Raw genomic sequence first — 25101 nt, 5'->3', positions numbered from 1 at the left:
TCAGCCGCCGTGCCCGAGGCGGTTGCTGCCGCTGACAAGTCGACGGTATGCTCCCGGCGTCTGCCCGGTCACGGTCGTGAAGTCACGCTGGAAGTGCGGCTGGTCGGCGTAGCCGAGCGCAGCTGCCAGTTCCGCCGCTGACTCACCGCTGCGGATGCGCGCGGCGGCATCCTGCAGGCGTCTGCGACGGATGAGCCACGTCGGCGAATAGCCCAGCGCCCGCGAGACGAGGCGCTGCAGACGGCGCTGCCCGATCCCAGCTGCTGCGGCGAGCTGACTGCTGGTGAGGATCTCGGGATCCGTCTCGACCTTGTCCACGATCGCGTTGAGCAGCTGCCCGTCCGCATCGGGGGCGGGGAGGTGGCAGTCGGCCCAGTCGAGGAGCAGACATGCTGCCGCCTCCGCGGTGTGGTCGTCTGCCGTGGCGGCCATCTGCGCCCGGATCCTCCGGCTCACGGCCTGCAGCTCTGCCCGGCCGCTCAGTTCGGCACGGGGATGCGGCACATGGCCATCCAGGTCTGCTCCCTCGGCCCATGCGGCCGTGCTGCGCAGCAGCGCGCCGCACGCCGGCTGGAGCAGCAGCCCGACCGCCCAGCCAGCACCTGTCAGGTCCTTCTTCGACATCGCCGGTGCGGGTGGGTGAAAGCGGGTCTCATGCGGTTCGACAACGAGGTTCCCGCCGGGGAACTCGATGACCTGCTGAGTCACAGACTGCCCGTCCGGCAGAGACCACCGCGGCACCCACGCCCATCGCACCCGGTCCGCCACTGCCTCGGGCGCGGGGCAGCGCAGCAGCTCAACCGGCTGCGGGGTGAGGTGTCCGCGCAGGTCGATCGCTTTGCGGTCCCGGGCATCCATAGATGCATTCAAGCTCAGCTGCAGCCGAAGAGCCAGCCTTCATCCAGGGTGCCGTGGTGCGGTGTCGCGAATCTTCAAGACCGCTGGCGCAGCTGGCCGCCACGATAGGTGCATGACTCCTCCTGCTTCGCCGGCCACCGGCGCACACACGACCAACGGCATCCCGCACGGCTTCACCTCGCTGACCCCGTTCATCGTCGTCACCGACGCCGCGGCCGCCATCGACTTCTATACCCGCGTCTTCTCAGCCCGGCTCATCAGCCGGATGGATTCTCCCGACGGCAGCGTCCTCCACGCCGAGCTCGACTTCGGTCAGGGCCGGCTGCAGCTGGCGGACGCGAACCCGGACTACGGGCTCGCGCTCCCCGAAGCCGGGGATGCGGTCAGTGCGTCGCTGTGCCTGTACTGCGCTGATGCCGATGCGGTCGTTGCCGCCGCCGAGGCGGCCGGTGCCACGGAGCGCGAGCCGATCGCCGATTTCGTCTCCGGGGATCGGTACGGTTCGATCATCGATCCGTTCGGCCGGCGCTGGGCGATCCTCACCCGCGTCGAGGATCTTTCGGATGAGGAGTCGGCCGCCCGTGTCGCCGAGTGGGCGCAGTCGATGAACGAGGGCTGAGCTGCCGGCCGCCTGATTCCGCGAGCTGGTCAGTGCCACTCCCGTGACCGCGGCGTTGGCCGGCGACAATAGGCTGTCGGCGTTATCGTGAGGGTGAAGGAGATGAGAGCTCTGAGCGCACCCGATCACGAGCCACCCGGCGCCGCCGCCCGGCAGTGGATCCCCGGACGCACGGCTGCGGCCCTCGTCAACATCATCGGCGTGTTCGTGGTGCCTGCCGGCTTCGTGCTCTACTTCTTCCTGTGGGCGCGCGGCCGGGCTGCCGGCGGCGGGAGCTTCGGCATAGCCCAGCTGCTGCTCGGGATAGCTGTGACCCTCGCGCTCATCGCGGTGCTGCTCGTCGCCCATGAAGCGATGCACGCCGTGTCGATGCGGGTCTTCGGCGCACGGCCGCGGGTCGGGCTCACGCGGATCGGCGGGAAGATCCCGGCTGTCTACTGCATTGCCCCCGGCACCCGGTTCTCCAGACTCCAGTATCTTGCGATCGCGCTGGCACCGCTCGTCGTCATCGGCGGCGGGTGCGCGCTCATCGTCGCCGTTGTCCCGTTCGGTGGCTGGCTGGTGGTGCCGGCGGCCGTGCATCTGGCTGGCTGCGTCGGCGATGTGGTCCTGGCCGGGGCGGCGCTGCGGCAGCCGCCGAGAACCCTCATCGAGGAGCTCCCGGCGGGCCTGAAGTTCTACCGCTGAGCCTCGGCTCTCAGCTTCGCCTCAGCGCTGCACCGGGCAGCTCAGCCTCAGCGCTCCACCGGAAAGCCCGGCCTCAGTGCTGCACCGGGCAGCCGCACTTCAGCATTCGACGACGTTGACGGCCAGGCCGCCGAGCGCTGTCTCCTTGTACTTGTGGCTCATGTCCTCGCCGGTGGCCTTCATCGTCGCGATGACCTCATCGAGGCTCACCCGGTGCTCACCGTCGCCGAACAGCGCCATCTTCGCCGCATTGATCGCCTTGCCGGCAGCGATCGCATTGCGTTCGATGCACGGCACCTGAACGAGCCCTGCAATCGGGTCGCAGGTGAGCCCGAGGTTGTGCTCCATGGCGATCTCCGCGGCGTTCTCGACCTGCTCGGTCGTCCCGCCCATCACCTGTGCCAGCGCACCGGCGGCCATCGATGAGGCCGATCCGACCTCGCCCTGGCAGCCGACCTCGGCACCGGAGATTGAGGCGTTCTCCTTGTACAGCACGCCGATCGCCCCAGCGGTGAGCAGGAACTTCACGATCGCATGCTCGCGGGCGTTCGACGACGCAGGCGCGTCGGCCACCTCGGGAACGTAGTTGAGCGCGTAGTACAGCACTGCCGGCACGATCCCGGCCGCGCCGTTGGTCGGGGCGGTGACGATCCGCCCGCCGGAGGCGTTCTCCTCGTTGACGGCCAGGGCAATGAGGTTGACCCACTCCTGGTAGAAGCGCGGGTCGCCGCTCGGGTCCTCCTCTTTGAGTTTGAGGTACCAGTCGTGTGCGCGCCGGCGCACTTTGAGCCCGCCGGGCAGATTGCCGGAGCGGTCGAGGGAGTTCATGACGCACTGGTCCATGACCCCGTAGATGTGCAGCAGGCCGCGGCGGATGTCGGGCACCGACCGGTGGACCTTCTCGTTCTCGAGCATGATCTCCCAGATCGCCAGCCCGGTCTCCTTGCTGATGCGCAGCAGGTCAGCACCGGTGGAGAACGGGTAGGGGATCTGCGGTCCCTCATCATGGGCCGCGGCCACCGCGGCGAGCTCATCGGCGGAGACGTTGTCGTCTTCCGGGTGCTGCTCACGCGCCTCGGCGATGAGCGCGTCCTCCTCGGACTGGCTGACGACGAAGCCGCCGCCGATCGAGAAGTACGTCTCCTCGGCGATGACCTCGCCGGCGGCGTCGCGGGCGGCGAGTGTGAGGCCGTTGGTGTGGCGTTCGAGCACGGTCAGCGGGCGCTGGCGCATGTCGTCGACGCTGAAGGCGATCTCCTTGCGGTCGCCGAGCTGCAGCGTGCCGGTCTCATGCATCCGGGCGGTGCGCTCGTCGACCTCATTGGGTTCGACGGCTTCGGGCTGGCAGCCCTCCAGGCCGAGCAGGATGGCATCGAAGGTTCCGTGGCCGGCGCCGGTGGCAGCCAGGGAGCCGTAGACGTCGACGTCGAGGGAGGCGACGTCGTCGACGCGCTCACCGATGAGCTCGACGAAGGTCGCCGCGGCTCGCATCGGCCCGACGGTGTGGGAGCTGGAGGGGCCGATTCCGACGGTGAACAGGTCGAATACGCTGATCGCCATGGTGACACCAACTTTCGCTCAGGGTGGGCAGCGCTGCCCAGGAGTGGGTTCCCGGCCGCTCGCCGGGCCGGCCGGGCGCAGAGTGCGCACCGGGCCGGGACGGGTGCCGCCGCCGAGGTGGAGCGGCGGCACCCAGCCGATCAGATGTGGTTGGCCTCGGCGTAGCCGGCCGCGTCCATGACCTCGCCGAGCTCAGTGGCGTCGACTTCGAACAGCCAGCCCTCGCCGTACGGATCGGAGTTGAGCAGACCGGGGTTGTCATCGACGTTGTCGTTGACGGCGGTGACGGTGCCGGTAACCGGGCAGTAGAGATCCGAGACCGACTTCGTCGACTCGACCTCACCGCAGGTCTCACCGGCGGTGACGGTGTCGCCGACGGCGGGCAGGTCGACGAACACGACCTCGCCGAGGGCATCGGCGGCGACGGCGGTGATGCCGATGCGCACGGTGTTGCCGACGATCGCATCAGCCTTGGCGTTGACCCATTCGTGTTCCTTCGAATAGGTGAAGTCCTGTGGCAGCGGGGGCAGTTCAGCCATGATGGGTTCCTTTCAGATGGGTGAGGTTGTCACTTCTCGCGGCGGTAGAACGGCAGTTCGGCGACGGTGAAGTCGTAGGACTTCCCGCGGATGTCGACGCTGACGGCTGTGCCGGGTTCGGTGTGTTCGCGGTCGAGGTAGGCCAGTGCGATCGGGTGGCCGAGCGTCGGCGAGGGCTGACCGGACGTGATCTCACCGATCTGCTCACCGTCCAGCAACACGGTCGCGCCCTGGCGGGCGGCACGCCGGCCCTGTGAGGTCAGGCCTGTGAGCACGCGTGCCGGCTGCTGGGCCAGCAGTCCTTCGAGCGCCTCGCGGGCGAACAGGTGCTCCTTGTTCCTGACATTGAGTTCGACCATCCGCGCCAGTCCGGCATCGAGCGGGCTGTGCTCGAGGCTGAGCTCGTTGCCGTACAGCGGCATGCCGGCTTCCAGGCGCAGCGAGTCGCGGGCGGCCAGACCGCACGGCAGCACCTCCCCGTCGACCTTCTCGGCAGCGGAGAAGAGCAGCTCCCAGATCGCCTCGGCCGAGGCGTTGGGCAGGTAGAGCTCGAAACCGTCCTCACCGGTGTAACCGGTGCGGGCGAGCATGATCTCGACCCCGTCGAGGGTCAGCGGCTGCCAGGCGTAGTAGCCGAGCTCGTCGAGCGGTGCGCCGCCCTCGCTCGCGCCGGCGGCTTCGAGGACCGCCTGGGACTGCGGTCCCTGCACGGCGATGAGGGCGGTGTCTGCGGACTCGTCGGCCACCTCGGCGGCGGCGTCGGGGACGATCTCGGTGCGGAACTCCTCGGCCCGGGCCTCAAGCGCTTCGACGACGGCGGGGGTGTTCGAGGCGTTGGGTACGACGAGGAACTCGTCGTCGGCGATCCGGTAGGTGATGAGGTCGTCGACGAGCCCGCCGGCGGCGTCGAGGAGGACACCGTACTTCGCCTTGCCGACGGCCATCGACGAGTACTTCGCCACGAGCGCGTAGTCGAGCAGCGCGCCGGCATCGCTACCGGTCACCCGCACCTCACCCATATGGGAGAGGTCGAAGATGCCGGCGGCCTCGCGCACCGCGCGGTGCTCGGCGAGTTCGGAGCCGTACTTCAGCGGCATGTCCCAGCCGCCGAAATCGGTGAACGAGGCGCCGAGGCGGGCGTGGACATCATGCAGGGGGGTGTGCTTGGTCATGCGTTGTCACCTTTCGCATCGGCGGCATCGGCAAGCTCCGCCTCGGTGTCGGTATCGGTTTCGAAGGCTTCGGGCGGCGGGCAGGAGCAGACGAGGTTGCGGTCGCCGTAGGCGCCGTCGATGCGGCGCACCGGCGGGAAGTACTTCGTCAGCTTCAGACCCGGCACCGGGAACACGGCGGTCTCGCGGCTGTACGCGGCGTCCCAGTCGTCCATCACGCAGGTGGCGGTGTGGGGGGCGGCGGCCAGCGGCGAGGCCTCGTAGGAGTACTGGTCGCCGATCGCGTCGATCTCAGCGCGGATCGACTTCATCGCGGTGATGAAGCGCTCGAGCTCGCCGAGGTCCTCGCTCTCGGTCGGTTCGACCATGAGGGTGCCGGCGACCGGGAAGGCCAGGGTCGGGGCGTGGAAGCCGTAGTCGATGAGCCGCTTGGCGACGTCCTCAGCGGTCACACCGGTCTTCGCGGTGATCTCGCGCAGGTCGAGGATGCACTCATGGGCCACGAGTCCGCTCTCACCGGTGTATAGCGTCGGGAACTCTTCGGCCAGGGCGTGGGAGACGTAGTTGGCGCTCAGCAGCGCGGTCTTCGTCGCCTCGACGAGCCCGTCGGGCCCCATCAGCTTGAGGTAGGCCCAGGAGATCGGCAGCACGCCGGCCGAGCCGTACAGCGAGGCGCTGACCGGCAGGTCGAGGCTGTCGCGCTCACCGGCGACGAGCGCGGCTGCGCGCGGGTCACCGGGCAGGAACGGGGCGAGGTGCTCGCGCACCGCCACCGGGCCGACTCCGGGTCCGCCGCCGCCGTGCGGGATGCAGAAGGTCTTGTGCAGGTTGAGGTGAGAGACATCCCCGCCGAACTCGCCGGGCTGGGCGAGGCCGCACAGCGCGTTGAGGTTGGCGCCGTCGACGTAGACCTGGCCGCCGGCGTCGTGGATCTTCTGGCACGCCAGCCGCACATCGGATTCGTACACGCCGTGGGTCGACGGGTAGGTGATCATGATGCCGGCGAGGGTGTCGCGGTGCTGGTCGATCTTCGCATCGAGGTCGTCGAGGTCGATCGAGCCGTCGGCAGCCGTGCCGACGACGACGACGCTCAGCCCGGCGAGCACGGCCGAGGCGGCGTTCGTGCCGTGGGCGGACTGCGGGATGATGCACACGCGGCGCTCCGGCTGGCCGTTGGACAGGTGGTAGCCGCGGATCGCGAGCAGGCCTGCCAGTTCGCCCTGGGAGCCGGCGTTGGGCTGGATGGAGACCTGATCGTAGCCGGTGATGTCGACGAGCATGTCGTTGAGCTCGCCGATGAGCTCGCGCCACCCGGCGGTCTGCGACTCGGGTGCGAACGGGTGGATGCTGGCGAACTCCGGCCAGGTGATGGCCTCCATCTCGACGGCGGCGTTGAGCTTCATCGTGCAGGAGCCCAGCGGGATCATCGTCCGGTCAAGCGCGAGGTCGCGGTCGGCGAGCGTGCGCAGGTAGCGCATCATGAGCGTCTCGGACCCGTAGGTGTTGAACACCGGGTGGGTGAGGTAGTCGCTCTTACGGTGCAGGCTGGCGGCGAACTGCGGGGCCGGCACCTGGGCAGGCCCGAAGCCGCCGTGGCCGGCACCGCCTGCCCCGGTGGTGCCCGCGCCCGAGGCGCCGAGCAGGTTCTCATCGACGCGCGCCTCGATCCCGAGGGCTGCGAGCACGGCGTTGGCATCGGCGGGGGTGTGGGGTTCGCCGAAGGAGACGGTGACATGCGTGGCGTCGAAGCGGCCGAGGTTGACTCCGGCGGCATCGGCAGCCGCAATCGCGGCATCGGCATCGGGTACGCGCACGGTCACGGTGTCGAAGAAGTCCGCGGTGATGACGCTGACCGCACCCGAGGCGCCGGTTGCCGCGCCGGTGCCGGCACCTGAGGTGCCGACCGCCTCGGCGAAGGCGGTGGCGAGGCGGTGGATGCGCGAGGCGATCTTCGCCAACCCGACGGGGCCGTGGTAGACCGCGTACATGCCGGCGCATACGGCCAGCAGCGCCTGGGCGGTGCAGATGTTCGAGGTGGCCTTCTGGCGGCGGATGTGCTGTTCGCGGGTCTGCAGGGCCAGCCGGTAGGCGGGTTTGCCGTCGGCGTCGACGGACACGCCGACGAGCCGGCCGGGCAGCATGCGCTTGAGCTTCTCGGTCACGGCCATGAAGCCGGCGTGCGGGCCGCCGAAGAACAGCGGCACGCCGAAGCGCTGGGCGGAGCCGACGGCGATGTCGGCACCCTGGGCGGCCGGTTCCTTGAGCATCGTCAGGGCCAGCAGGTCGGAGACGAAGGTGACGAGGGCGCTGCGCTCCTTGGCGGTGGCGACAGCGGAGTCGAAGCTGCGGATCGCTCCGGAGGTGCCCGGCTGGGAGCACACGATGCCGAACACATCTTCGCCGACGAGGCCTTCGGAGAGGTCGGCGACCTGGACTTCGAAGTCCATTGCCCGGGCACGGGCGCGGACGACGGCGATGGTCTGCGGGTGGGTCTCGGAGTCGAGGACGACGACCGAGCCCTTCTTGTTGGCCCGGCGCATGAGCAGCACCGCCTCGGCGACGGCGGTGGCCTCATCGAGCAGGGAGGCGTTGGCGATATCGAGGCCGGTGAGATCCTGGACGACGTTCTGGAAGTTCAGCAGCGCTTCGAGCCGGCCCTGGGAGATCTCGGGCTGGTACGGGGTGTAGGCGGTGTACCAGGCGGGGTTCTCGACGACGTTGCGGCGGATCACCGCGGGCATGATCGTGTCGTAGTAACCCTGCCCGATCATCTGGGTGCGCATGACGTTCTTGCCGGCGAGCTCCTTGAGTCGGGCGAGGACCTGGGTTTCGGTCAGCGCGGCATCGAGGCCGAGGGCGCGCTCCTGGGCGATGTTCTTCGGCAGCGCGGCTGCGGCGAGTGCATCGAGGGAGTCGTAGCCGAGGGCCGCGAGCATCTGCTCGACCTGTGCGGCGCGCGGGCCGATGTGCCGGTCGGAGAACGGCCGGGGCGCGTCTCCGGCGGCGGGAGTCGTATGGGCAAGGGAACCAGTCGTCATGCTTATCCTCACGCTTGATGGTCCGTCGCGGTGACGAACACACGAGTGCCGGGTGTTCCTCCCCGCTCTGTCAGACCTGCGCAGGTGCGAAACCTGTGCCGGTGAGGCGGTTGCCCGCCTGCTGGTAGTCCTCCAGAGGTGCCTGCATGCTCCGGTACTGGGCCTGAGAGTTTCCCGGGGAGGGAATTGCACCTACGGCGCCGCCTGAGGGCGGCTCTCCCGAAGCATGTCGTCGCGGCTCCCACGATTCTACACGTCTCGGCGGCGGTCTTACAGGAGCTCCTGTGAGACCGGACACCCCGCCGGGGACCCCGCCTCATGCGCATCACGCGTCCATGTATCCATCGGCATATGACGACATGACCATAGGTGAGCTGGGCCGATACCTTTCAGCTCATACTCTTCATACTCTGGCCGCGCCGACGCGGCGCAGCCGAGCTGAGCCTGGCAGAGCGCCGGGCTTCGAGCCAGAAAGCAGATCATGCGAATTCCTCTCACGCGCACGCTCCGTGCGCCCTCCAGGCGACTCCGGGTCGCCGCGGCGGCGCTGGTGGCAGCCGCCCTCATCAGCCCGGCCGCAGCGACACTGCCGCTGACGGCCGATCCGGCTCACGCCGGGCCGAGCGACGGCATGAAGGTCGCCGCTCGCGCGCATATCGACAGCCCCCAGGTGTACTGGGATTCCGAGGCGAACGGCTTCGACCTCAAGACGAAGGTCGGTTCGAAGGCCTATGAGGCGCCGACGACCGTCAACTGGGTCGGCAAGGGGTGGAGTGCCCGCAGCGGCAAGTCCCAGTACCAGTTCACGGTGCCGAACAAGCCAGGCCTGGAGTTCCTCGGCAAGCCCGGTGAGACCTTCTATCAGGCGCCCATCCTGCCGGAGGGCAACCACCTGCCGACGTGGATCGGGTTCGGCGCTGAGGCCGGGATCCCGGCCAAGCGGTTCCGCAACGCCTCCTTCAGCCTCGATGTCCTCGACGTCGACGGGCCGGGCACCTTCGAGCTGTTCACCACCTACGAGGATCCGGAGAAGGTGTTCGTCAACCGGCTGATGTCCTCCTCGGAGAACGGCCTGCGTTCGGCCCGCCTCGTCGGCGGCGACCACACCCACAACACGACGACATTCTCCCGTCCGGGCACCTACGACATCACCTACCGGGCTGTAGCCCGCGACGACACGTCCGGGAAGATCATCGCCTCGAAGGACACGAAGTTCCGCTGGCAGGTCGGTGGACAAGAACCGGCCGCCGAGGCGAGCCCGAGTCTAGAGGACCGTTACGCCTCGGCCCCGGATGGACCGGTGCCCGGCACCTACACCTTCACCGCCGCACCCAAGGCGGACAAGGCCAAGGACGGCGACGACAAGCTCACGACGCTGACCTTCGACGCTGGCGACGCCTCGGTCACGGGCACGGCGACCGTGCTCATCAACGGCTACCACCTGACCGATATGCGCGTGGAGAAGGGCGTTGGGACGTGGGATGAGCACATCGGCCCGCGCACCTCGGACTTCCAGGTCGTCTTCACCCCCGATGGGAGCAAGCCGGGCAAGTGGATCTCACCGAAGCTCGGCTACGGTCCGGGTCAGCAGAGCACCCAGGTGGATTCCGCGAACGGTTCGGCTGAGCTCATGGGCAAGGTCAACGACCCAGCCAATACGCGGCTGAACACCGATGACATCACGCTTGACGACCTCGGCTACGACTTCTCGCTGACCGACAACGGCAACGGCACCTACAAGGCCCGCGTCGAGATGCATGACAAGAGCTTCCGCGGCTATGTCACCGGCGGGATGATGGAAACGCCAGACTCCAAGTACCCGACCGAGGAGTTCCAGGGCACGCTCGTCAACGGCGTGTGGGAGCACAACGAGGACGACTGGCTCATCGGCAAGCCCGATGCCGGATACACCCCGAACATCACGATCATCCCGCACGCGCAGGTCCGCGCCGAGGGCGCGACGATCAAGCTCGACACACCGTACACCAAGGAGAAGGGCATCACGCACTCCGGTGAGCTGACACCGGACAAGCACCTCTCCCCCTCACCGAGCCCGACGGGCTCTCCGACGGCTGAGCCGACAGGTTCCCCGACCGCCTCGCCGACCGAGGATCCGTCGATCCCGCCGGTGTGCACCGACGGGCGGAAACTGCTCGATGACGGGCATGTCGATCTGAAGATGCGCCAAGCCGGATCCGGCATCGAGCTGAAGATGCATGACGACTCCGGCATCCACACCTCGGGCAAGCCGACTGAGCACGCGGTTGCCGACGTCGCCTTCGGCGTGCGCGACTCCGGTGTGGGCAAGCGCGGAGCCGATCAGGCCGATCCGGCCTTCGACTTCCTCGGCAAGCAGGGCGATACCTACTATGCGCTGCCGTTCGTGCAGAAGCGCGGGCTGCTGTGGCCTGGATACAAGACCCAGGAGATCGACTTCGCCAAGCTCAAGGGCCCAGTGACGCTGTCGCTGACGGATGCGAAGACGCCGGAGGGCGCGCACTTCGCGCTCGCAGAGCAGGGATCGGGCTTCGGCGGCAAGCCTGAGCTGCGCCTGCAGTCGGGCACGGATAAGACCTCATTCCCGGTCACCTTCGCCACCCACGCCCACCCGATGTGGGTGTTCACCAAGCCCGGCGCCTACGAGCTGACCTTCCAGGCCTCGGCAACGGGAGCAGACGGCAAGAACCTGATCGGCGAGAAGCAGACGCTGCACGTGCACGTCGGCAAGGCAGCGATCGAAAAGTGCCTAGGCACCGGAACCGAAACGGAGACGCCGTCGCCCGAACCGACGGCGGAGCCGACGGCAACGACTGATCCGACTTCGGATCCGACAGCTGAACCGACGTCGGAGCCGACCGAGAGCACTGAGCCCACGGCGGATCCGAGCCAGAGCGCCGAGCCGACCGAGACCGCCGATCCGTCTGAGTCGCCCAAGGCGACCGAGACCTCGGGCCCGGACGGTGACGATTCGGATCGTGACGGCTCCGGCAACGGCGGATCCGGTTCCGGTTCCAACGGCGATGCGAAGGCCGGCGGTTCGGCGGGTGGTGACTCCATCGGTGCGCTGCCGCGCACCGGCGGCAGCCTCATGGCCCTCGGGCTGGCCCTTCCGCTGCTCGGCGCCGGCGGCGCCCTCCTTCTCGCCGCCCGACGCCGCAGGCGGTGATGCGGCGGCAGTGATCACCGCGGCATGACCAGATTCTCGGCCGGCAGGAGCAGACGCTGCTGCCGGCCGAGATGCATTCATCCGGCCGCCGCAAATGTCTGGTCATTACCCCTCCGGCGTCGATACACTGAGGGCAACCGGCCACGCGGCCACAGCCCTGCGGCCCCCTCCGCAGCACATCCGGGAATACCTCTGGGGGTATCATTGTTGTGGCGCAGGAAAGCGAAACCGTGATCAACCTCCGGCCCGCGCAGCGGGACGGACGAGGAGGACACATGCTCATCGAACGGATCTACGACGAGGACCTGGCGCAGGCCGCCTACTTCATCGGCTGTCAGGCGACCGGCGAGGCAATCGTCGTCGACGGCCGACGCGACGTCGAGTTCTTCCAGGAGTACGCCGCGAAGAACAACATGGCGATCAAGGCCGTGACCGAAACCCACATCCACGCCGACTACCTCTCCGGCACCCGCGAACTGGCTGAGGCCACCGGCGCGAAGATGTACGTCTCCGGCGAAGGCGGCCAGGACTGGCAGTACGGCTTCGAAGCCGAGCGCCTGAATGACGGTGACACCATCACCGTCGGCAACCTCACCCTCGAAGCCGTCCACACCCCCGGCCACACCCCCGAGCACCTGAGCTTCCTGCTCACCGACGGCGGCTTCACAGATGAGCCCGGCTTCCTGCTCTCCGGCGACTTCGTCTTCGTCGGCGACCTCGGCCGGCCCGACCTGCTCGACGAGGCAGCCGGCGGCGTCGACACCCGCTTCCAGGGCGCAAAGGACCTCTTCCGCAGCCTCAAGGAGAAGTTCATGCCGCTGCCGGACTACATCCAGGTGATGCCGGCGCATGGCTCCGGCTCGGCCTGCGGCAAGGCGCTCGGCGCCGTGCCGACATCGACGGTCGGCTACGAGAAGGCCTTCGCCTGGTGGGCCAAGCACGTCAAGAACGACGACGAACAGGGCTTCATCGACGAGCTGCTCGACGGCCAGCCGGATGCGCACGCCTACTTCGGGCGGATGAAGCGCGAGAACCGCGACGGCCCGAAGGTCATGGGCGGCCGCCAGCCGCTGACCGAGCTCGACCTCGCGCAGGTCGCCAAGGACTTCGAGGCAGGCAAGGTCGTCATCGCCGACACGCGGACGCCCGATGAGATCCACGACGGCACCGTCAAGGGCGCGCTCGCCATCCCGGCGAACAAGCCGGCGACCTACGGCGCCTGGTCGTATGACCCTGAGGCGGAGTCGACGCCGATCGTGCTGCTGGCACCTGATGCCGCCGAGGCCCAGCGCATCTGGGATCACCTGGTGCGCGTCGGCATCGACGACGTGTCTGGCTACATCACCTCGCTGGACACGCTGGCCGACTACAAGCCGGAGGTCATCTCCCCGGCCGAGCTCGACCACACCGACTACGACCTGCTGCTCGATGTGCGCAACAAGACCGAGCACGCCGAGGGCCACATCCCCGGTTCGGCGCAGCTGAATGTCGGCCGCCTGCTGTGGAACCTCGACGAGCTGCCTGCAGACGGTACGATCGTGAGCTACTGCCAGTCCGGCATGCGCAACACGGTCGCAGCACAGGCCCTGCGCCGCGCCGGCTACGAGGTCATCGAGATCGACGGCAGCTTCGAAGGCTGGTCAAACTGGAAGCGCTCCGCCACCGCCTGATCAGCCCACCGGCACCTGAACACCTCAGGTGAGCAAACGGAATCGACAGCCTCCCCGCACCCACGGTGCGCCGGGAGGCTGTCGCCGTCTCCGCCTCGGGCGCGGTGGCACACCTGTCGCCGGGACCACCGGACACCTGTCGCCGGGACCGAGAGTCGATAGACTGGCAGAACCAGGCCCCAGCACCAGGAGCTGACACCTATGGGTGACTACCGGCGCACGTTCCTCGGCCGACGCCAGCAGTGGTTCGGTCTCAAGCCTGCGGCCAAGCGCGCGCTCGCCAGCCCGCTCCTCCACCCGCTGCTCAGGCCGGCCACCCGGCTGCCGGGCATCACCATCGGCCGCCTGCCGGCGCCGGCCCACCTGACCGAGGTGACCGGCCGGGTGCGGACACTCGGGGCACCGGATGATGCGGCGGAGTTCGTGCTGCTGCGCCCCGATCGGTGCGAGATCGCCAAGGAGATGTACTGGGGCGCCGGCCGCCGGACCTCAGCTGCCGATGCCTTCGCCCTCGACCTCATGGCCACCCGCGCCGCTGGTGCCGACGTGTTCCTCGACATCGGCGCCTACACCGGCATCTTCTCCCTCGCCCTGGCTGCTGCCCACGCTGACCTGGAGATCCACGCCTTCGAGATGGTGCCCGCGGTCGCCGATGCGTGCCAGGCCAACATTGAACGCAACGGCTTCGGTCAGCAGATCGCCCTGCACCGGATCGGGGTCGGCGACCCGGATGTCGTGCTCAGCGTGCCGTGCGGGGACGGCGGGTCCGCGCTGCCGTCGTTCTACTCGGTCGACATGGAGTTCTCCTCCGGGACCGAGGTGTCCTGCCGCAGCCTCGATGGGTTCGCTAAGCAGTTCGGTCCTGGGGATCGCGTGCTGCTCAAGGTCGATGTCGAGGGCGCGGAGAACACTGTCTTCGGCTTCGGCCAGCAGCTGCTGGCCGCCCACCGCCCGGAGATCCTGTGCGAGGTGCTGCCGGCCCGCGCGCAGCCGCGCGAGCTCGAGAAGCTGCTGGCCCCGCACGGGTACTCCTACTATCTGGTGGGCGAGGGCGTGCTGGAGCACCGGCAGCGGATCGTGCCCGATGAGGACTTCCGCGACTGGTTCTTCACCACCGCGACGCCCGGTGAGCTCGCTGCCGCCGGTGTGCCGGTGCGGGACTGAGCCTGCGGTTCAGCGGGCGAAGGCGACCTCGCCGTTGACGATGCTGAGGTCGACCTGCAGATCGCGCACCGCACAGGCGTGCTCGAACAGCGCTTCCTCGGACTCGTACGTCCCGGTCATGCTGTCTGAGCCGGCGTGTCCGGTGATCGGGTCGGTGTCGACGACGATGAGGTCGGCGTCCATGCCCGGCATGATCCGTCCGGACTGCTTCTCCCGCCCGGCAGCGTAGGCGGCGCCGGCGGTGTGGGCTTCGATGGCGGCATAAGCGCTGATGCGCCGGTGCGGCTGGAAGGTCGTGGGAGGATCACCGCTGATGTCGGCCCGGGTCATCGCCGCGTAGATCGCCGCCCAGGGGTCGGAGGGCTCGACCGGCCCATCGGAGCCGAAGGCCACCGGCACGCCGGCAGCGGCCATCTCACCCCAGGCGTAGGCGGCCAGCTGCGGATCGGGCCTGAGCGCCTCCAGCAGGTGCAGATCGGAGATGCAGTGTCTCGGCTGCATCGAGGCGACGATGCCGAGCTCGGCAAAGCGGGCGATGTCATCGGGCTGGACGAACTGGACGTGCTCGATGCGGTGGCGCAGGCGCCGTGAGTAGATCCGCTCAGCCTCGCGGGAGATCGAACGGGTGCGGGCGAAGGCGGAGAGCACGTGGTGGTTGGCCTGATCGCCGATCGCGTGGATGGCCAGTGACAGCCCGGACATGAGCGCATCGGTGATCTGCTCGCACAGCACATCCTCGCTGGCGATCTCCATGCCGTAGTGATCGCAGGTGCCCGGATACGGGCTCGACATGTACGAGGTCTGGGATCCCAGCGCCCCGTCGGAGAACAGTTTGAGCCCACCGCGGGTGAACCACGCGTCCCCGTCGCCGGTGCGCCAGGCGATCCCCTTGGCCCAGTCGAGTTCGTCGAGGCGCAGGTACTTCACCACCCGCATGAGCTGGCCGCCGCCGGCACCGATCCCCTGTTCGCGCAGGGCCGCCCAGGTGCCCGAGGAGATCTGCCCGTCGATGTCGTGGATGCCGGTCAGGCCCTCGGACAGCCACTGCTGCTGGGCTGCGCGCATCCGCTGCATGCGCATCTCGATCGGCGGGGCGGGCACGAGGCGTTCGACGATCGTCGCAGCGTCCTCGCGCAGGATTCCGGTCGCCTGCCCATCAGCGTCGCGGACGATCTCGCCGCCGCGCGGGCTCGGGGTGTGCTCGTCGATCCCGGCCGCGCGCAGGGCCGCGCCGTTGCACCACAGCGTGTGGTAGTCGATCGACCACAGCGCCACCGGCCGATCCGGCAGGGCGGCATCGAGCAGCTCCCGGTCGGGCTGGCCGGGGGTCTCCCAGGTGTTGCAGTCCCAGCGCCCGCCGGTGACCCACACGCCCGGTGGCAGGGATTCGGCGTGGGTGCGCACCGCCTCGACGGCGTCCGGCAGGCTGCGCACCTGGCGCAAGTCGACCTCGGCGAGTGAGTCGGCGTACATCGTGGCGTGGATGTGGGCGTCGACGAGGCCGGGCAGCACGGTCTGGCCTCGGCAGTCGATGATGTCCGCGCCCGAGGTGGTGGCGCGCAGCTGCGCATCGTCACCGACAGCGGCGATGCGTCCTGCATCGATGAGGACGCCGGTGGCGTGGGGATGGGCCGGGTCGAGCGTGTGCACATTGGCACCGGTGAGGAGTGTGGGCACGGGTCTCCAGAGTCCGTCGGTCAGGGCTGGCCGGGCAGGCGAGCCTGCCGGCCGTCACTGCTCACGGTACTCCAGGCGCGGTGTGCGGCGGTGAGGGCGCACCGGTTCTCAGGGCTGACCGGTGCGCTGCTGGCGGTGGATCGCCTCGATCCGCTCGACGTCCTCGAGCGAGCCGGCGGCGATGCACAGGTCGCTGCCATCACCGGTGCCGTGGTGGTGGGAGGGCCTGCGGACGTGCAGGCCGGCCTCTTCGGCGATGAGGGCGCCGGCGGCGTAGTCGTACAGGCCCAGCCGGCGCTCATAGTAGACATCGACTCGGCCCGCTGCGGCCTGGCACAGGTCGATCGCAGCAGAGCCTGCCCGGCGCATGTCGTCGAAGCCCTCCATGACCTCGGGCAGCACCGCGAACTGCTCATCGCGCTGGGCGCGCGCGTAACCGAAGCCGGTGGCCACGAGCCGGCCGCGCTGGCCAGGGTTGCGACCCTGCAGACGGGTGAGCGCTACCTCAGGAGCGGACAGACCACCGGAATCATGGGTGACCGGTTGCAGGTCGCTGACCTGGCCTTCGAACATCCACGCGCCCTGACCGCGGCGGGCGAGGAAGACCTTGCCGAGCTCCGGGGCGGCGACGAGGCCGGCGAGCCAGGTGTCCGGACCGGTCGCGTCGAGGTCGCCTGGGTCGGGGGTTCGGACCCCGATGGAGAAGGCGTAATCTTCGATGCCGCGCACGAAGTTCACGGTCCCGTCGATCGGGTCGACATGCCAGTCCAGCGGCTGATCTCCGGCGGCAGCGCCGGCGGCCGATGGGACGCACAGGCCGGCGGCGATCTGCTCACCGCCTGCCACCTCGGTCACGGAAAGCGCGGCGGCGTTCTCCTCGCCGATCATGGCGTCACCGGGACGCCGGGAGGCCAGGTACCAGCGCACGAGTGCCTCGATCTCAGCGTCGGCGGCGGTGACGAGGTTGTTGCGGTCGCCCTTGGCCTCGACGTCGGCTGCGCTCAGCTCCTGACGCCAGTGCCGCATCCGGGCGGTGGCGATGTGGGCAGCGTCGCGGCAGAGGGCGAGCAGGGGGTCTGCGAGGAGATCGGCGGAGTCCACGCCTCCACCGTAGCGCCTCACAGCAGGGTGGGACCGTTGAGGTTGTCCTTGTCGTCCTCCACTTTGGGGCTGGCGACGGCTGCGATGTCGCCGGCAGAGGAGAGGCTGGAGGGGTGTACGGCCTGGCGGGGGGAGTGCCGGCGGATGATCTCCTGGACTGCCTGGGATGAGGTGCCGGCCGCCTCAGCGATCGCCGCGTAGGTGACGCCCTCTTCCCGGGCTCTGAGGATCGCCGATACGTAGTTGGAATTCACGCGTTGGCGCTGCTTCGCAATCCGGCGTACTGCCTGAACGACGGCCTTCTGTTCGGCTGTCAGTGCCCGGGGTCGGCGTGCCATGCTTCTAAATCTACCCACTTCAGTGCTGCATCATCGACCGCCAGCTGCCCGTCGGGGAGCAGAGCCCGGCCTGCGGGAGGGAACCCGCGCGTGTTGCTGTTCGTCCGCCCGGCTGCGGCCCGAGGCGACATCGGAACAGTCTGAGACACAAAGTATAACCAGACTGGGAGGTCGGTGCCACTCAGCCAGACGGGACGTTCGGTGCCCCCGGAATCGACAGCAGACGCATCCATCATGCAGATTCCAAGCCGGGCCCGCTGCCGCCTGGCACAATGAGGCCATGGACGCCAACGCACCTGCCGCTGCACTCTCCCGCGAGACCACTGATTCCGAGGCGTCTGCCGCGCGCGTGAACGAGGTCGGCGCCGCCCTGCGCGCGGCGGGCATCGCCGATGTGCGCACCGCGGCCGTCGAACGGGCCGCGTACTCCTCTGATGGTTCGCTCTTCCGTGTGGTTCCGGCTGCTGTGGTCTTCCCGCGCACCGCCGCCGAGGTGGGTCGGACGCTGAGTGTCGCACGGCGACTCGGGGTGCCGGTCACCTCGCGTGGGGCCGGGACGACGCTGGCGGGCAACGCGATCGGGCCGGGCATCGTCCTGGACTTCGCTGTGCACATGAACCGAATCTTGGGCATCGATGCCCAGGAGCGCTCTGCCTGGGTGGAGCCAGGGGTGGTGCATGCCCAGCTGCAGGCGGCGGTCAAGCCCTACGGGCTGCGGTTCGGCCCGGATCCCTCGACGCATTCGCGGTGCACGATCGGTGGGATGATCGGCAACAACGCCTGCGGTCCGCGGGCGATGGGCTATGGGCGCACCGTCGACAACATCCTTGCGCTGCGTGTCATGCTCATCGATGGTTCGGTCGTCACGCTCACCGGTGATGACGGGGATGTCTTCCCGCGCCTGCGCCAGCTGGTGAATAACCACCTCGGGCTCATCCGCACGCAGCTGGGCACCTTCTCCCGGCAGGTCTCCGGGTATGGGCTCGAGCACCTGCTGCCGGAGAACGGCTGTGATGCCCGGCGGGCCTTCGCCGGTTCCGAGGGCACCTGGGGTGTGGTGCTGGCTGCGAAGATGCAGCTGGTGGCCGATCCGGCGCATGTCACTGCTGTGGTGCTCGGCTATGCGGATATGCCCACGGCTGCTGATGATGTGCCGGTGCTCTCGCAGTTCCCGGTCACCGCCTGTGAGGGGATGGACCGGCGGATGGTCGACCGGCTCATCGAGGAGAAGGGCCCGGATGCCGTCCCGCCGATGCCTGCCGGTGGCGGCTGGATGCTCGTCGAGCTCGCCGGTGACGATCCCGCAGCACTGGAGCGGCAGGCCGCTGAGCTCATCAATGCCTCCCATGCCGATGATGCGATGGTGCTGCCCGGGGAGGAGTCCGGGCCGATCTGGAAGATCCGCGCTGATGGCGCCGGCCTGGTCTCGCGCACTCCGGATGGGCGGGACTGCCATGCCGGGTGGGAGGACTCCGCGGTCCCACCGGAGAAGCTGGGTGACTATCTGCGCGATCTCATGAGCCTGCTTGAGGAGCACGGCCTGTGGGCGCTGCCCTATGGGCACTTCGGTGATGGCTGCCTGCACATGCGCGTGGACTTCCCGCTTGATGCCGACGGTGGGCGGCAAGTGATGCGCGACTTCATGTTCGCTGCCGCCGAGCTCGTGGCCGCCTATGGCGGTTCGGTCTCCGGTGAGCACGGTGACGGCCGCGCCCGCGGTGAGCTGCTGGCGAGCATGTACTCCCCCGAGGCGATCGCGCTCTTCGCCGCCGTCAAGCATCTCTTCGACCCGCGCGGGCTGTTGAATCCCGGCATCATCGTCGATCCCGATCCGCTCGATGAGCGCATCCGCTTGGCCACCGTCCGGCCCGGGGACATGCCGCCGGCCCGCCGGGAGCTCGGCTTCTCCTTCGCCTCGGACAAAGGCGACTTCGCCACTGCCGTCCACCGCTGCACCGGGGTGGGCAAATGCCGAGCCGATGCCGCCGCCTCGGGAGCGGTCATGTGCCCGTCGTATCAGGCGACGAAGGACGAGAAGCACTCGACCCGTGGACGCGCCCGCGTGCTGCAGGAGATGGTCGACGGGCGGCTCGTCGACGGCGGCTGGCAGTCCCCGGAGGTGCATGAGGCGCTCGACCTGTGCCTGTCGTGCAAGGCCTGCGGTTCGGAGTGCCCGACCGGCACCGATATGGCGACCTACAAGGCCGAGGTGCTGCATCAGAGCTATCGCGGCAGGCTCCGGCCGATGGATCACTATGTGCTCGGCTGGCTGCCGAAGCTCGCCCGCCTGGCCGCCCCGATCGCCGGCCTCGCGAACCTGCCGCAGCGACTGCCGGCACTCGGCCGGTGGGCGAAGAAGGCCGCGAACATCGATGTGCGCCGGCAGATCCCGACGTTCACGTCCCTGCCGTTCACCCGCTGGTTCGCCCAGCGTGCCGGGGTCGAGCGGGTGATGCCAGCGGTGGATGAGGGTGCCCCGCAGCGGGTGGTGCTGTTCGCCGATACGTGGTCGAACTTCTTCGCCCCGAGGGTGCTCGCTGCCGCCGTCGAGGTGCTGCGCCACGCAGGTGTCGACGTGCACGTCATCCCGAGCACCGAATGCTGCGGGCTGACGTGGATCTCCACCGGTCAGCTTGATACCGCCCGTGCCAGCCTCACGTCTGCCGTCGCTGCTCTCGATGCCACCGCGCCCACCGCCTCGGGCACGGATGCAGGCGAGACCGGCGTGCCGATCATCGTCGTCGAACCCTCGTGTGCTGCCACCCTGCGTGAGGACGCCGAGCGGCTGCTCGGCACCGAGGCCGCCGCGCGGGTGGCCGGGCGGGTGCGCACGCTGGCGGAGTTCTTGCTCGATTCCGGCGCCGAGCTGCCCGACCTGACCGGGGTCTCGGCTGTGGTGCAGCCGCACTGCCATCACAGCGCGGTCATGGGATTCGCCGCCGACCGCGAGCTCATGACCCGGGCCGGGATGGACGTCGAGGTGCTCGGGGGCTGCTGTGGGCTGGCCGGGAACTTCGGGGTCACCGAGGGCCACTACGAGGTCTCCGAGGCCGTCGGCGAGGTCGCCCTGCTGCCGGCGGTGCGGACGGCCGAGCCGGAGACGGTGGTGCTGGCCGACGGTTATTCGTGCCGGACGCAGATCAGCGATCTGAGCGAGCGCAAGGGTGTGCACTTGGCTGAGCTGCTGGCCTCACGGCTGTCGCAGGACTGGCACACGCCGAGTGCCGCGGATCGGTACTGAGCTGGACACAATGGGAGCATGAGCTTCTATCCCCAGGGGCATGGTCCCTATCGTCGGCGGCGCGGCATGCACGGCTGCGGCTGTGCGATCGTCATGCTGGGGATCGCCTTCATCTTCGCGATCACGATTGCCGTCATCGTGTTCATCACGGCGATGACGCACGACGGTTCCTCCGGAACCGGCCCAAGGACACCTGCGCCGTCGTCGACGGGCGACGACTGGCAGCCCAGCGGCGGGTGAGTCAGGCGGGTGCTGCGGCAGCTGAGCGCGCACGCCTGCGAGTGGGCACAATGGGGTCATGAGCTTCTATCCCTACGGCGGCTACACCCACGACCGGCGCCGCGGCAACCGCGGCTGCGGCTGCCTCATCGGTCTCGTCGCTGCCGTCGTAGCCCTCATCGTCCTCGGCGTCGCGATCGCGGTTGCCTTCTTCCTCGTGAGCCCCGGCGCTGATTTCGATGACCCGTCGACGCCGGCGCCGTCTTCGACAGGCAGCGACTGGCAGCCCAGCGGCGGCTGAGTCAGGTAGCGTGCTGGCTCAGGCCTTGACGGTCAGCACAGGGACATCGGCTTCGAGCAGGATGCGCTGGGCCTGCGAGCCGAGGATGAACTTGCCGATCGCGCTGCGCTTGCGCAGGCCGATGACGATGAGGTCGGCGTCTTCCTGTTCGGCCCATTCGTTGAGGGTCTGGACGAGATCGTCTTCGTGAGCAGGCTGTTCGACACGAGCGGTGACGCCGTGCTCGGAGGCCTGGGCGAGGATGCGCTCAGCATCCTCCTGCTGGATCTGGGTGATGCTGTCCGTGGTTCCGCGGCGCGGCGAGTTGAGGACGACGACGTCAGTGTTGCGCAGCTTCGCTTCTGCGAACGCGGTTTCGAGGGCGGCCTCGCCTTCCGGCGCGGGCAGGTAACCGATGAGGATCGTCATAGCTTCAGTATATGCGTCGGGGCGCCTGCCCACAGGAACAGGCCGTCGGGTTCCCACGACCCGTGGCCCGAGAGGACTTCACCAGAGAGGTGACGTGCATACTCAGGTCTGCGAGCACAATCACCCGGCGACGTTCCTGTGCCGCCGACCGCCCAGCGGGCCCCACTGGAATCACCGGATTGTTCAGCCTAGCCTGGCAGTCATACATGCTCTGCTGAGCCCTGCACCGCATCCGCACCCAGGTCCACCGAACACATCCGCACCCAGATCCACCGAAGAGGAGCCGCAATGAAGGTTGCCATCGCTCAGATCAACACCACTCCGGACAAAGACGCCAACCTCGCGCTCATCGCCGAGAAGCTGCAGGATGCGGCAGCTCAGCACGTGCGGCTCGTCGTCTTCCCGGAGGCGACGATGGTGCCCTTCGGCGCGGACCTCGAGGCCAACGCCGAGGAGCTCGACGGGCCGTTCGCACAGCGGTTGCGCGAGCTCACCGCCGAGGCCGGACTGGTGGCCGCGGTCGGCATGTTCCGGCCCGGCACCGGCGAGCGCGTCATCAACACCCTCTTCCTCACCGGCGTCGACTCCACCGGGGAACGAGTCGAGGCGCACTACGACAAGATCCACCTCTTCGACGCCTTCGGACACCGCGAATCCGATGATGTCACCCCGGGCGAGACGCTCGCCGCGGTGGACATCGACGGCGTCACCGTCGGGCTGACGATCTGCTACGACATCCGCTTCCCAGCCCTCTTCACCGCCCTGGCGCGCTCCGGGGCCGAGGTGATCGTCGCCTCGGCGTCGTGGGGCGCCGGTGAGGGCAAAGTCGAGCAGTGGCAGCTGCTCGGGCGGGCGCGGGCGCTCGACTCGACGAGTTTCGTCCTCGCCTGCGATCAGGCGGATCCGCAGGTCACCGGCGTCGAGGTGCACCCGAAGGCTCCGACCGGCGTCGGCCACTCCTTCATCAGCGCACCGGATGGCAGCGTGCTCGCCGCCGCCGGGGAGGACACCGAGCTGCTCGTCGCCGAACTCGACACCGACTCCGTCGCTGAGATCCGGGCGCGGATCCCGGTGCTGGAGAACTCGCGTCTCGAAGCCGCTCACGAGGTCGCCCGCACCTGAGCGCCGTCGGGGCGCAGTCGTCCGCAGGGCGGGACAGCGCCTGAACAGCGGTTGACAGTCTTCGTTAGTAAGGCCTAACTTACTAACGTGAAACTATCTTCGACTCATTCCGGTCTGCACGGCACACAGCTGCGGATCGGCTACTCCCGCGGCGACGTCGTCACCGATGTCAGCCTCGAACTGCAGCCGGGCCGGGTCACCGCCCTCGTCGGACCCAACGGCTCGGGGAAGTCCACGCTCATGCGCGGACTCGCCCGACTGCAGCCGTTGTCGGCTGGCAGCGTGACGTTCTCCGACGGCACCGATGCTGCCGCTCTTCCCTCTCGCCAGCTCGCCCGCCGGCTCACGATGCTTGCGCAGTCCCGGCCGGTCCCTCAGGGACTGCCGGTGCGCGCGGCCGTCGCCCTCGGCCGGCACCCGTACCAGGGCCGGATCCGCACCGGTGATCCGGATGGTGCCGCCGTCGTTGAGCGCGCCATGGCGCTCACCGGCGTCACCGCCGTCGCCGACTCCCCCGTCGACGAGCTCTCCGGCGGCCAGCTCCAGCGCGTGTGGCTCGCCTCCTGCCTGGCGCAGAACACCGAGGTGCTGCTTCTGGACGAACCGACCAACCACCTCGACCTGAAGTATCAGGTCGAACTCCTCGAACTCCTCCACAGCCTCGCCCACGACCACGGCGTGTGCATCGGCGTGGTGCTTCACGATCTCAACCACGCCGCCGCCGTCGCCGACCGCATCGTCCTGCTCTCCGCCGGGCGCATCGCCGCCGCAGGCACTCCGGCCGAGGTGCTCGACGGCCAGGTGCTCAGCACCGTCTACGGCATCGACATCACCACCGACTACAGCCGCGCAGCCGAGCGCATCGAGGTGCGTCCCCGCCCGCCCCGGCGCAGCGGCGCAGCCCGGCCCAGCGCCACGGATCTCGATCCTGGGCGGCCCTGCATCGCTGATCACAGCGCCGCTGCACACAGAGCCGCTGATCCGATCGCCGGCCCGTCCATCGCCGCCTCGGCCTGAAACCGAAACGCCACCTGCGCCTGTGCCCTGGGCGGGGCATCGGCACACATACGGCCGCGCCAGGAAGCACCGCCTCGGCGCCGGCCCGCATGCCACCGGCGCTGCGACCTCGGCGCCGGAACCGGCACCCTCACTCCACGACCGCACCCACCTGCCGGCAGCTGCGCTGGCGGGAACCCTCATCAGAAGGAACAGCATGAAACTGCGCACACTCGGGCTTGCAGCCCTCATTAGCACCCTCGCCCTCACCGGCTGCGGCACGACCGACGCGCCGGCCGGCGATCCGACTGCCGCCACCGGCGACCCCGTCTCGATCACCGACGCCCGCGGAGTCCCCGTCTCCCTCGACGCCCCCGCGCAGAAGGTCGTCACACTCGAATGGTCCGTCACCGAATACGCCGTGTCCCTCGGCGTCGACCCAATCGGCGTGGCCGACCCGAAGGGGTACGGGGTGTGGTCCGCGCGCGTGCCGCTGTCAGGGGACCCGGTCGACGTCGGGATGCGCACCGAGCCGAGCATCGACGCGATCGCCGACCTCGCACCCGACCTCATCCTCGCCGACACCTCCTCGATCCCCGAGGAGGCGATGAAGCAGATGGAGCGCATCGCCCCCGTCGCCGTGTTCAACTCCGCGACTGCTGATGGCCTGTTCGACCTCGTCAAGAAGAACCAGCACGATGTCGCCACGCTGCTGGGCAAGGAAGCCGAGGCAGACGAGCTCGAGGCGGATTTCGACGCCGCCCTGCAGAAGGCGAAGGAGAGTGTCGAGGAGGCCGGCAAGACCGGCGACCCGATGGTCTTCGCGTACCCGTACAACGAGGCGAACTCGATGACCTTCCGACTCCACGGCCCCGGATCGGCGTCCTCGGAGGTGGGCCGGGCGATCGGCCTGACCGATGCCTCGACAGAGCAGGGCGATGAAGCCTACGGACTGACGACGACCGATGTCGAGGGTCTGCGCACGCTGCCGGACGACACGCACTTCCTGTACTGGGTCGACGCAGACGAAGGCGACCCAATGGAGACCCTGAAGAAGAACGCGGTGTGGACCGGGCTGCCGTTCGTCACCGCAGACCGCGTCGCCCCAGCCGGGACGGGCATCTGGCTCTACGGCGGCACCACCTCGCTCGGAGCCTTCGCCGACGAGGTGGCCGGCATCGTCGCCGAGCAGTGACGCGGCGGGGAACCGAGGGCTGAAACGCAG

At 68.8% G+C, this 25101-nt stretch carries 20 protein-coding genes and 1 riboswitch; of the genes, 11 read left to right on the top strand and 9 right to left on the bottom strand.

Annotation, left to right across the window (positions count from 1 at the left end; genetic code table 11):
• Complete coding sequence (locus HLA91_RS11085; protein ID WP_170274710.1) at positions 1–858, bottom strand: AraC family transcriptional regulator; 858 nt, start codon at positions 856–858, stop codon at positions 1–3.
• Positions 859–970: 112 nt separating this feature from the next.
• Between HLA91_RS11085 and HLA91_RS11080 the strand changes: the two genes are divergently transcribed.
• A complete protein-coding gene (locus tag HLA91_RS11080) occupies positions 971–1477 on the top strand; it encodes a VOC family protein (RefSeq protein WP_170274709.1) in 507 nt (168 codons plus the stop codon).
• 102 nt (positions 1478–1579) lie between these two features.
• Positions 1580–2164, top strand: a complete 585-nt coding sequence (locus HLA91_RS11075) for a DUF3267 domain-containing protein (protein WP_170274708.1) — start codon at positions 1580–1582, stop codon at positions 2162–2164.
• Between the two features lie 99 nt (positions 2165–2263).
• On the opposite strand, the gene HLA91_RS11070 is transcribed toward HLA91_RS11075, so the two are convergent.
• The 4 genes from HLA91_RS11070 to gcvP form a co-directional block, all read right to left on the bottom strand.
• Positions 2264–3724, bottom strand: a complete 1461-nt coding sequence (locus HLA91_RS11070; RefSeq protein ID WP_170274707.1) for an L-serine ammonia-lyase — start codon at positions 3722–3724, stop codon at positions 2264–2266.
• Positions 3725–3864: 140 nt separating this feature from the next.
• Positions 3865–4263 carry a glycine cleavage system protein GcvH gene (gene gcvH / locus HLA91_RS11065; protein WP_204514242.1) on the bottom strand — a complete coding sequence of 133 codons (399 nt, stop codon included), beginning with the start codon at positions 4261–4263 and terminating at the stop codon, positions 3865–3867.
• Positions 4264–4292: 29 nt separating this feature from the next.
• The gene (gene gcvT, locus HLA91_RS11060; RefSeq protein ID WP_170274706.1) at positions 4293–5435 is read right to left on the bottom strand and encodes a glycine cleavage system aminomethyltransferase GcvT; all 1143 of its coding nucleotides are present in this window, start codon (positions 5433–5435) and stop codon (positions 4293–4295) included.
• Positions 5432–8473: an aminomethyl-transferring glycine dehydrogenase gene (gcvP, locus tag HLA91_RS11055; RefSeq protein ID WP_170274705.1), complete on the bottom strand. Its 3042-nt coding sequence runs from the start codon at positions 8471–8473 to the stop codon at positions 5432–5434. The genes gcvT and gcvP overlap by 4 nt, the downstream gene beginning before the upstream one ends.
• A 142-nt stretch (positions 8474–8615) precedes the next feature.
• Positions 8616–8705, bottom strand: a riboswitch (glycine riboswitch).
• A 249-nt stretch (positions 8706–8954) separates the two neighbouring features.
• Between gcvP and HLA91_RS11050 the strand changes: the two genes are divergently transcribed.
• The 3 genes from HLA91_RS11050 to HLA91_RS11040 all read left to right on the top strand — a co-directional run bounded on the left by HLA91_RS11050 (position 8955) and on the right by HLA91_RS11040 (position 14473).
• Entirely contained in the window at positions 8955–11639 is a 2685-nt protein-coding gene (locus tag HLA91_RS11050; RefSeq protein ID WP_170274704.1) for a choice-of-anchor M domain-containing protein, read from the top strand.
• A 275-nt stretch (positions 11640–11914) separates the two neighbouring features.
• Positions 11915–13309 (top strand): MBL fold metallo-hydrolase, encoded by a 1395-nt coding sequence (locus HLA91_RS11045; RefSeq protein ID WP_170274703.1) that lies wholly within the window; start codon positions 11915–11917, stop codon positions 13307–13309.
• A gap of 201 nt (positions 13310–13510) precedes the next feature.
• Positions 13511–14473 (top strand): FkbM family methyltransferase, encoded by a 963-nt coding sequence (locus HLA91_RS11040; protein WP_170274702.1) that lies wholly within the window; start codon positions 13511–13513, stop codon positions 14471–14473.
• A 9-nt stretch (positions 14474–14482) separates the two neighbouring features.
• On the opposite strand, the gene HLA91_RS11035 is transcribed toward HLA91_RS11040, so the two are convergent.
• From HLA91_RS11035 to HLA91_RS11025, 3 genes are all read right to left on the bottom strand, one after another.
• Positions 14483–16150 (bottom strand): amidohydrolase family protein, encoded by a 1668-nt coding sequence (locus HLA91_RS11035; RefSeq protein ID WP_170274701.1) that lies wholly within the window; start codon positions 16148–16150, stop codon positions 14483–14485.
• Positions 16151–16258: 108 nt separating this feature from the next.
• Positions 16259–17251, bottom strand: coding sequence for an inositol monophosphatase family protein (locus tag HLA91_RS11030; protein WP_338076792.1), 993 nt, complete (start codon positions 17249–17251; stop codon positions 16259–16261).
• 17 nt (positions 17252–17268) lie between these two features.
• Positions 17269–17589, bottom strand: a complete 321-nt coding sequence (locus tag HLA91_RS11025; RefSeq protein WP_146004367.1) for a hypothetical protein — start codon at positions 17587–17589, stop codon at positions 17269–17271.
• 280 nt (positions 17590–17869) lie between these two features.
• Here HLA91_RS11025 and HLA91_RS11020 point away from each other — a divergent pair, with 280 nt between their 5' ends.
• The 3 genes from HLA91_RS11020 to HLA91_RS11010 are packed head-to-tail and all read left to right on the top strand — an operon-like array spanning position 17870 to position 21350.
• A complete protein-coding gene (locus tag HLA91_RS11020) occupies positions 17870–20830 on the top strand; it encodes an FAD-binding and (Fe-S)-binding domain-containing protein (RefSeq protein WP_170274700.1) in 2961 nt (986 codons plus the stop codon).
• Between the two features lie 18 nt (positions 20831–20848).
• Positions 20849–21070 carry a hypothetical protein gene (locus tag HLA91_RS11015; RefSeq protein ID WP_146004366.1) on the top strand — a complete coding sequence of 74 codons (222 nt, stop codon included), beginning with the start codon at positions 20849–20851 and terminating at the stop codon, positions 21068–21070.
• 58 nt (positions 21071–21128) lie between these two features.
• On the top strand, positions 21129–21350 hold the full coding sequence (locus tag HLA91_RS11010) for a hypothetical protein (protein ID WP_165884327.1): 222 nt from the start codon (positions 21129–21131) through the stop codon (positions 21348–21350).
• Between the two features lie 18 nt (positions 21351–21368).
• Here the strand turns inward: HLA91_RS11010 and HLA91_RS11005 are convergent, their stop codons facing one another.
• Complete coding sequence (locus tag HLA91_RS11005; RefSeq protein ID WP_102162309.1) at positions 21369–21758, bottom strand: universal stress protein; 390 nt, start codon at positions 21756–21758, stop codon at positions 21369–21371.
• 288 nt (positions 21759–22046) lie between these two features.
• Between HLA91_RS11005 and HLA91_RS11000 the strand changes: the two genes are divergently transcribed.
• The 3 genes from HLA91_RS11000 (at position 22047) to HLA91_RS10990 (ending at position 25071) form a co-directional block, all read left to right on the top strand.
• Entirely contained in the window at positions 22047–22880 is an 834-nt protein-coding gene (locus HLA91_RS11000; protein ID WP_170274699.1) for a carbon-nitrogen hydrolase family protein, read from the top strand.
• An 87-nt stretch (positions 22881–22967) separates the two neighbouring features.
• Positions 22968–23897 carry an ATP-binding cassette domain-containing protein gene (locus HLA91_RS10995; protein WP_170274698.1) on the top strand — a complete coding sequence of 310 codons (930 nt, stop codon included), beginning with the start codon at positions 22968–22970 and terminating at the stop codon, positions 23895–23897.
• Between the two features lie 196 nt (positions 23898–24093).
• A complete protein-coding gene (locus HLA91_RS10990; protein WP_165884325.1) occupies positions 24094–25071 on the top strand; it encodes an ABC transporter substrate-binding protein in 978 nt (325 codons plus the stop codon).
• The last annotated feature ends 30 nt before the right edge of the window (positions 25072–25101 follow it).

It is taken from the genome of Brevibacterium luteolum (genome assembly GCF_013004595.1).
Lineage (GTDB): Bacteria > Actinomycetota > Actinomycetes > Actinomycetales > Brevibacteriaceae > Brevibacterium > Brevibacterium luteolum.
Note: the sequence above shows the minus strand (reverse complement) of the source record. Positions and strands in the feature narration are given on the sequence as shown.

Bases quoted from the DNA above. Each gene is read 5' to 3' on its own strand.
- HLA91_RS11085 (WP_170274710.1), bottom strand. From the start codon at position 858: ATGGATGCCCGGGACCGCAAAGCGATCGACCTGCGCGGACACCTCACC.
- HLA91_RS11080 (WP_170274709.1), top strand. From the start codon at position 971: ATGACTCCTCCTGCTTCGCCGGCCACCGGCGCACACACGACCAACGGC.
- HLA91_RS11075 (WP_170274708.1), top strand. From the start codon at position 1,580: ATGAGAGCTCTGAGCGCACCCGATCACGAGCCACCCGGCGCCGCCGCC.
- HLA91_RS11070 (WP_170274707.1), bottom strand. From the start codon at position 3,724: ATGGCGATCAGCGTATTCGACCTGTTCACCGTCGGAATCGGCCCCTCC.
- gcvH (WP_204514242.1), bottom strand. From the start codon at position 4,263: ATGGCTGAACTGCCCCCGCTGCCACAGGACTTCACCTATTCGAAGGAA.
- gcvT (WP_170274706.1), bottom strand. From the start codon at position 5,435: ATGACCAAGCACACCCCCCTGCATGATGTCCACGCCCGCCTCGGCGCC.
- gcvP (WP_170274705.1), bottom strand. From the start codon at position 8,473: ATGACGACTGGTTCCCTTGCCCATACGACTCCCGCCGCCGGAGACGCG.
- HLA91_RS11050 (WP_170274704.1), top strand. From the start codon at position 8,955: ATGCGAATTCCTCTCACGCGCACGCTCCGTGCGCCCTCCAGGCGACTC.
- HLA91_RS11045 (WP_170274703.1), top strand. From the start codon at position 11,915: ATGCTCATCGAACGGATCTACGACGAGGACCTGGCGCAGGCCGCCTAC.
- HLA91_RS11040 (WP_170274702.1), top strand. From the start codon at position 13,511: ATGGGTGACTACCGGCGCACGTTCCTCGGCCGACGCCAGCAGTGGTTC.
- HLA91_RS11025 (WP_146004367.1), bottom strand. From the start codon at position 17,589: ATGGCACGCCGACCCCGGGCACTGACAGCCGAACAGAAGGCCGTCGTT.
- HLA91_RS11020 (WP_170274700.1), top strand. From the start codon at position 17,870: ATGGACGCCAACGCACCTGCCGCTGCACTCTCCCGCGAGACCACTGAT.
- HLA91_RS11015 (WP_146004366.1), top strand. From the start codon at position 20,849: ATGAGCTTCTATCCCCAGGGGCATGGTCCCTATCGTCGGCGGCGCGGC.
- HLA91_RS11010 (WP_165884327.1), top strand. From the start codon at position 21,129: ATGAGCTTCTATCCCTACGGCGGCTACACCCACGACCGGCGCCGCGGC.
- HLA91_RS11005 (WP_102162309.1), bottom strand. From the start codon at position 21,758: ATGACGATCCTCATCGGTTACCTGCCCGCGCCGGAAGGCGAGGCCGCC.
- HLA91_RS11000 (WP_170274699.1), top strand. From the start codon at position 22,047: ATGAAGGTTGCCATCGCTCAGATCAACACCACTCCGGACAAAGACGCC.
- HLA91_RS10990 (WP_165884325.1), top strand. From the start codon at position 24,094: ATGAAACTGCGCACACTCGGGCTTGCAGCCCTCATTAGCACCCTCGCC.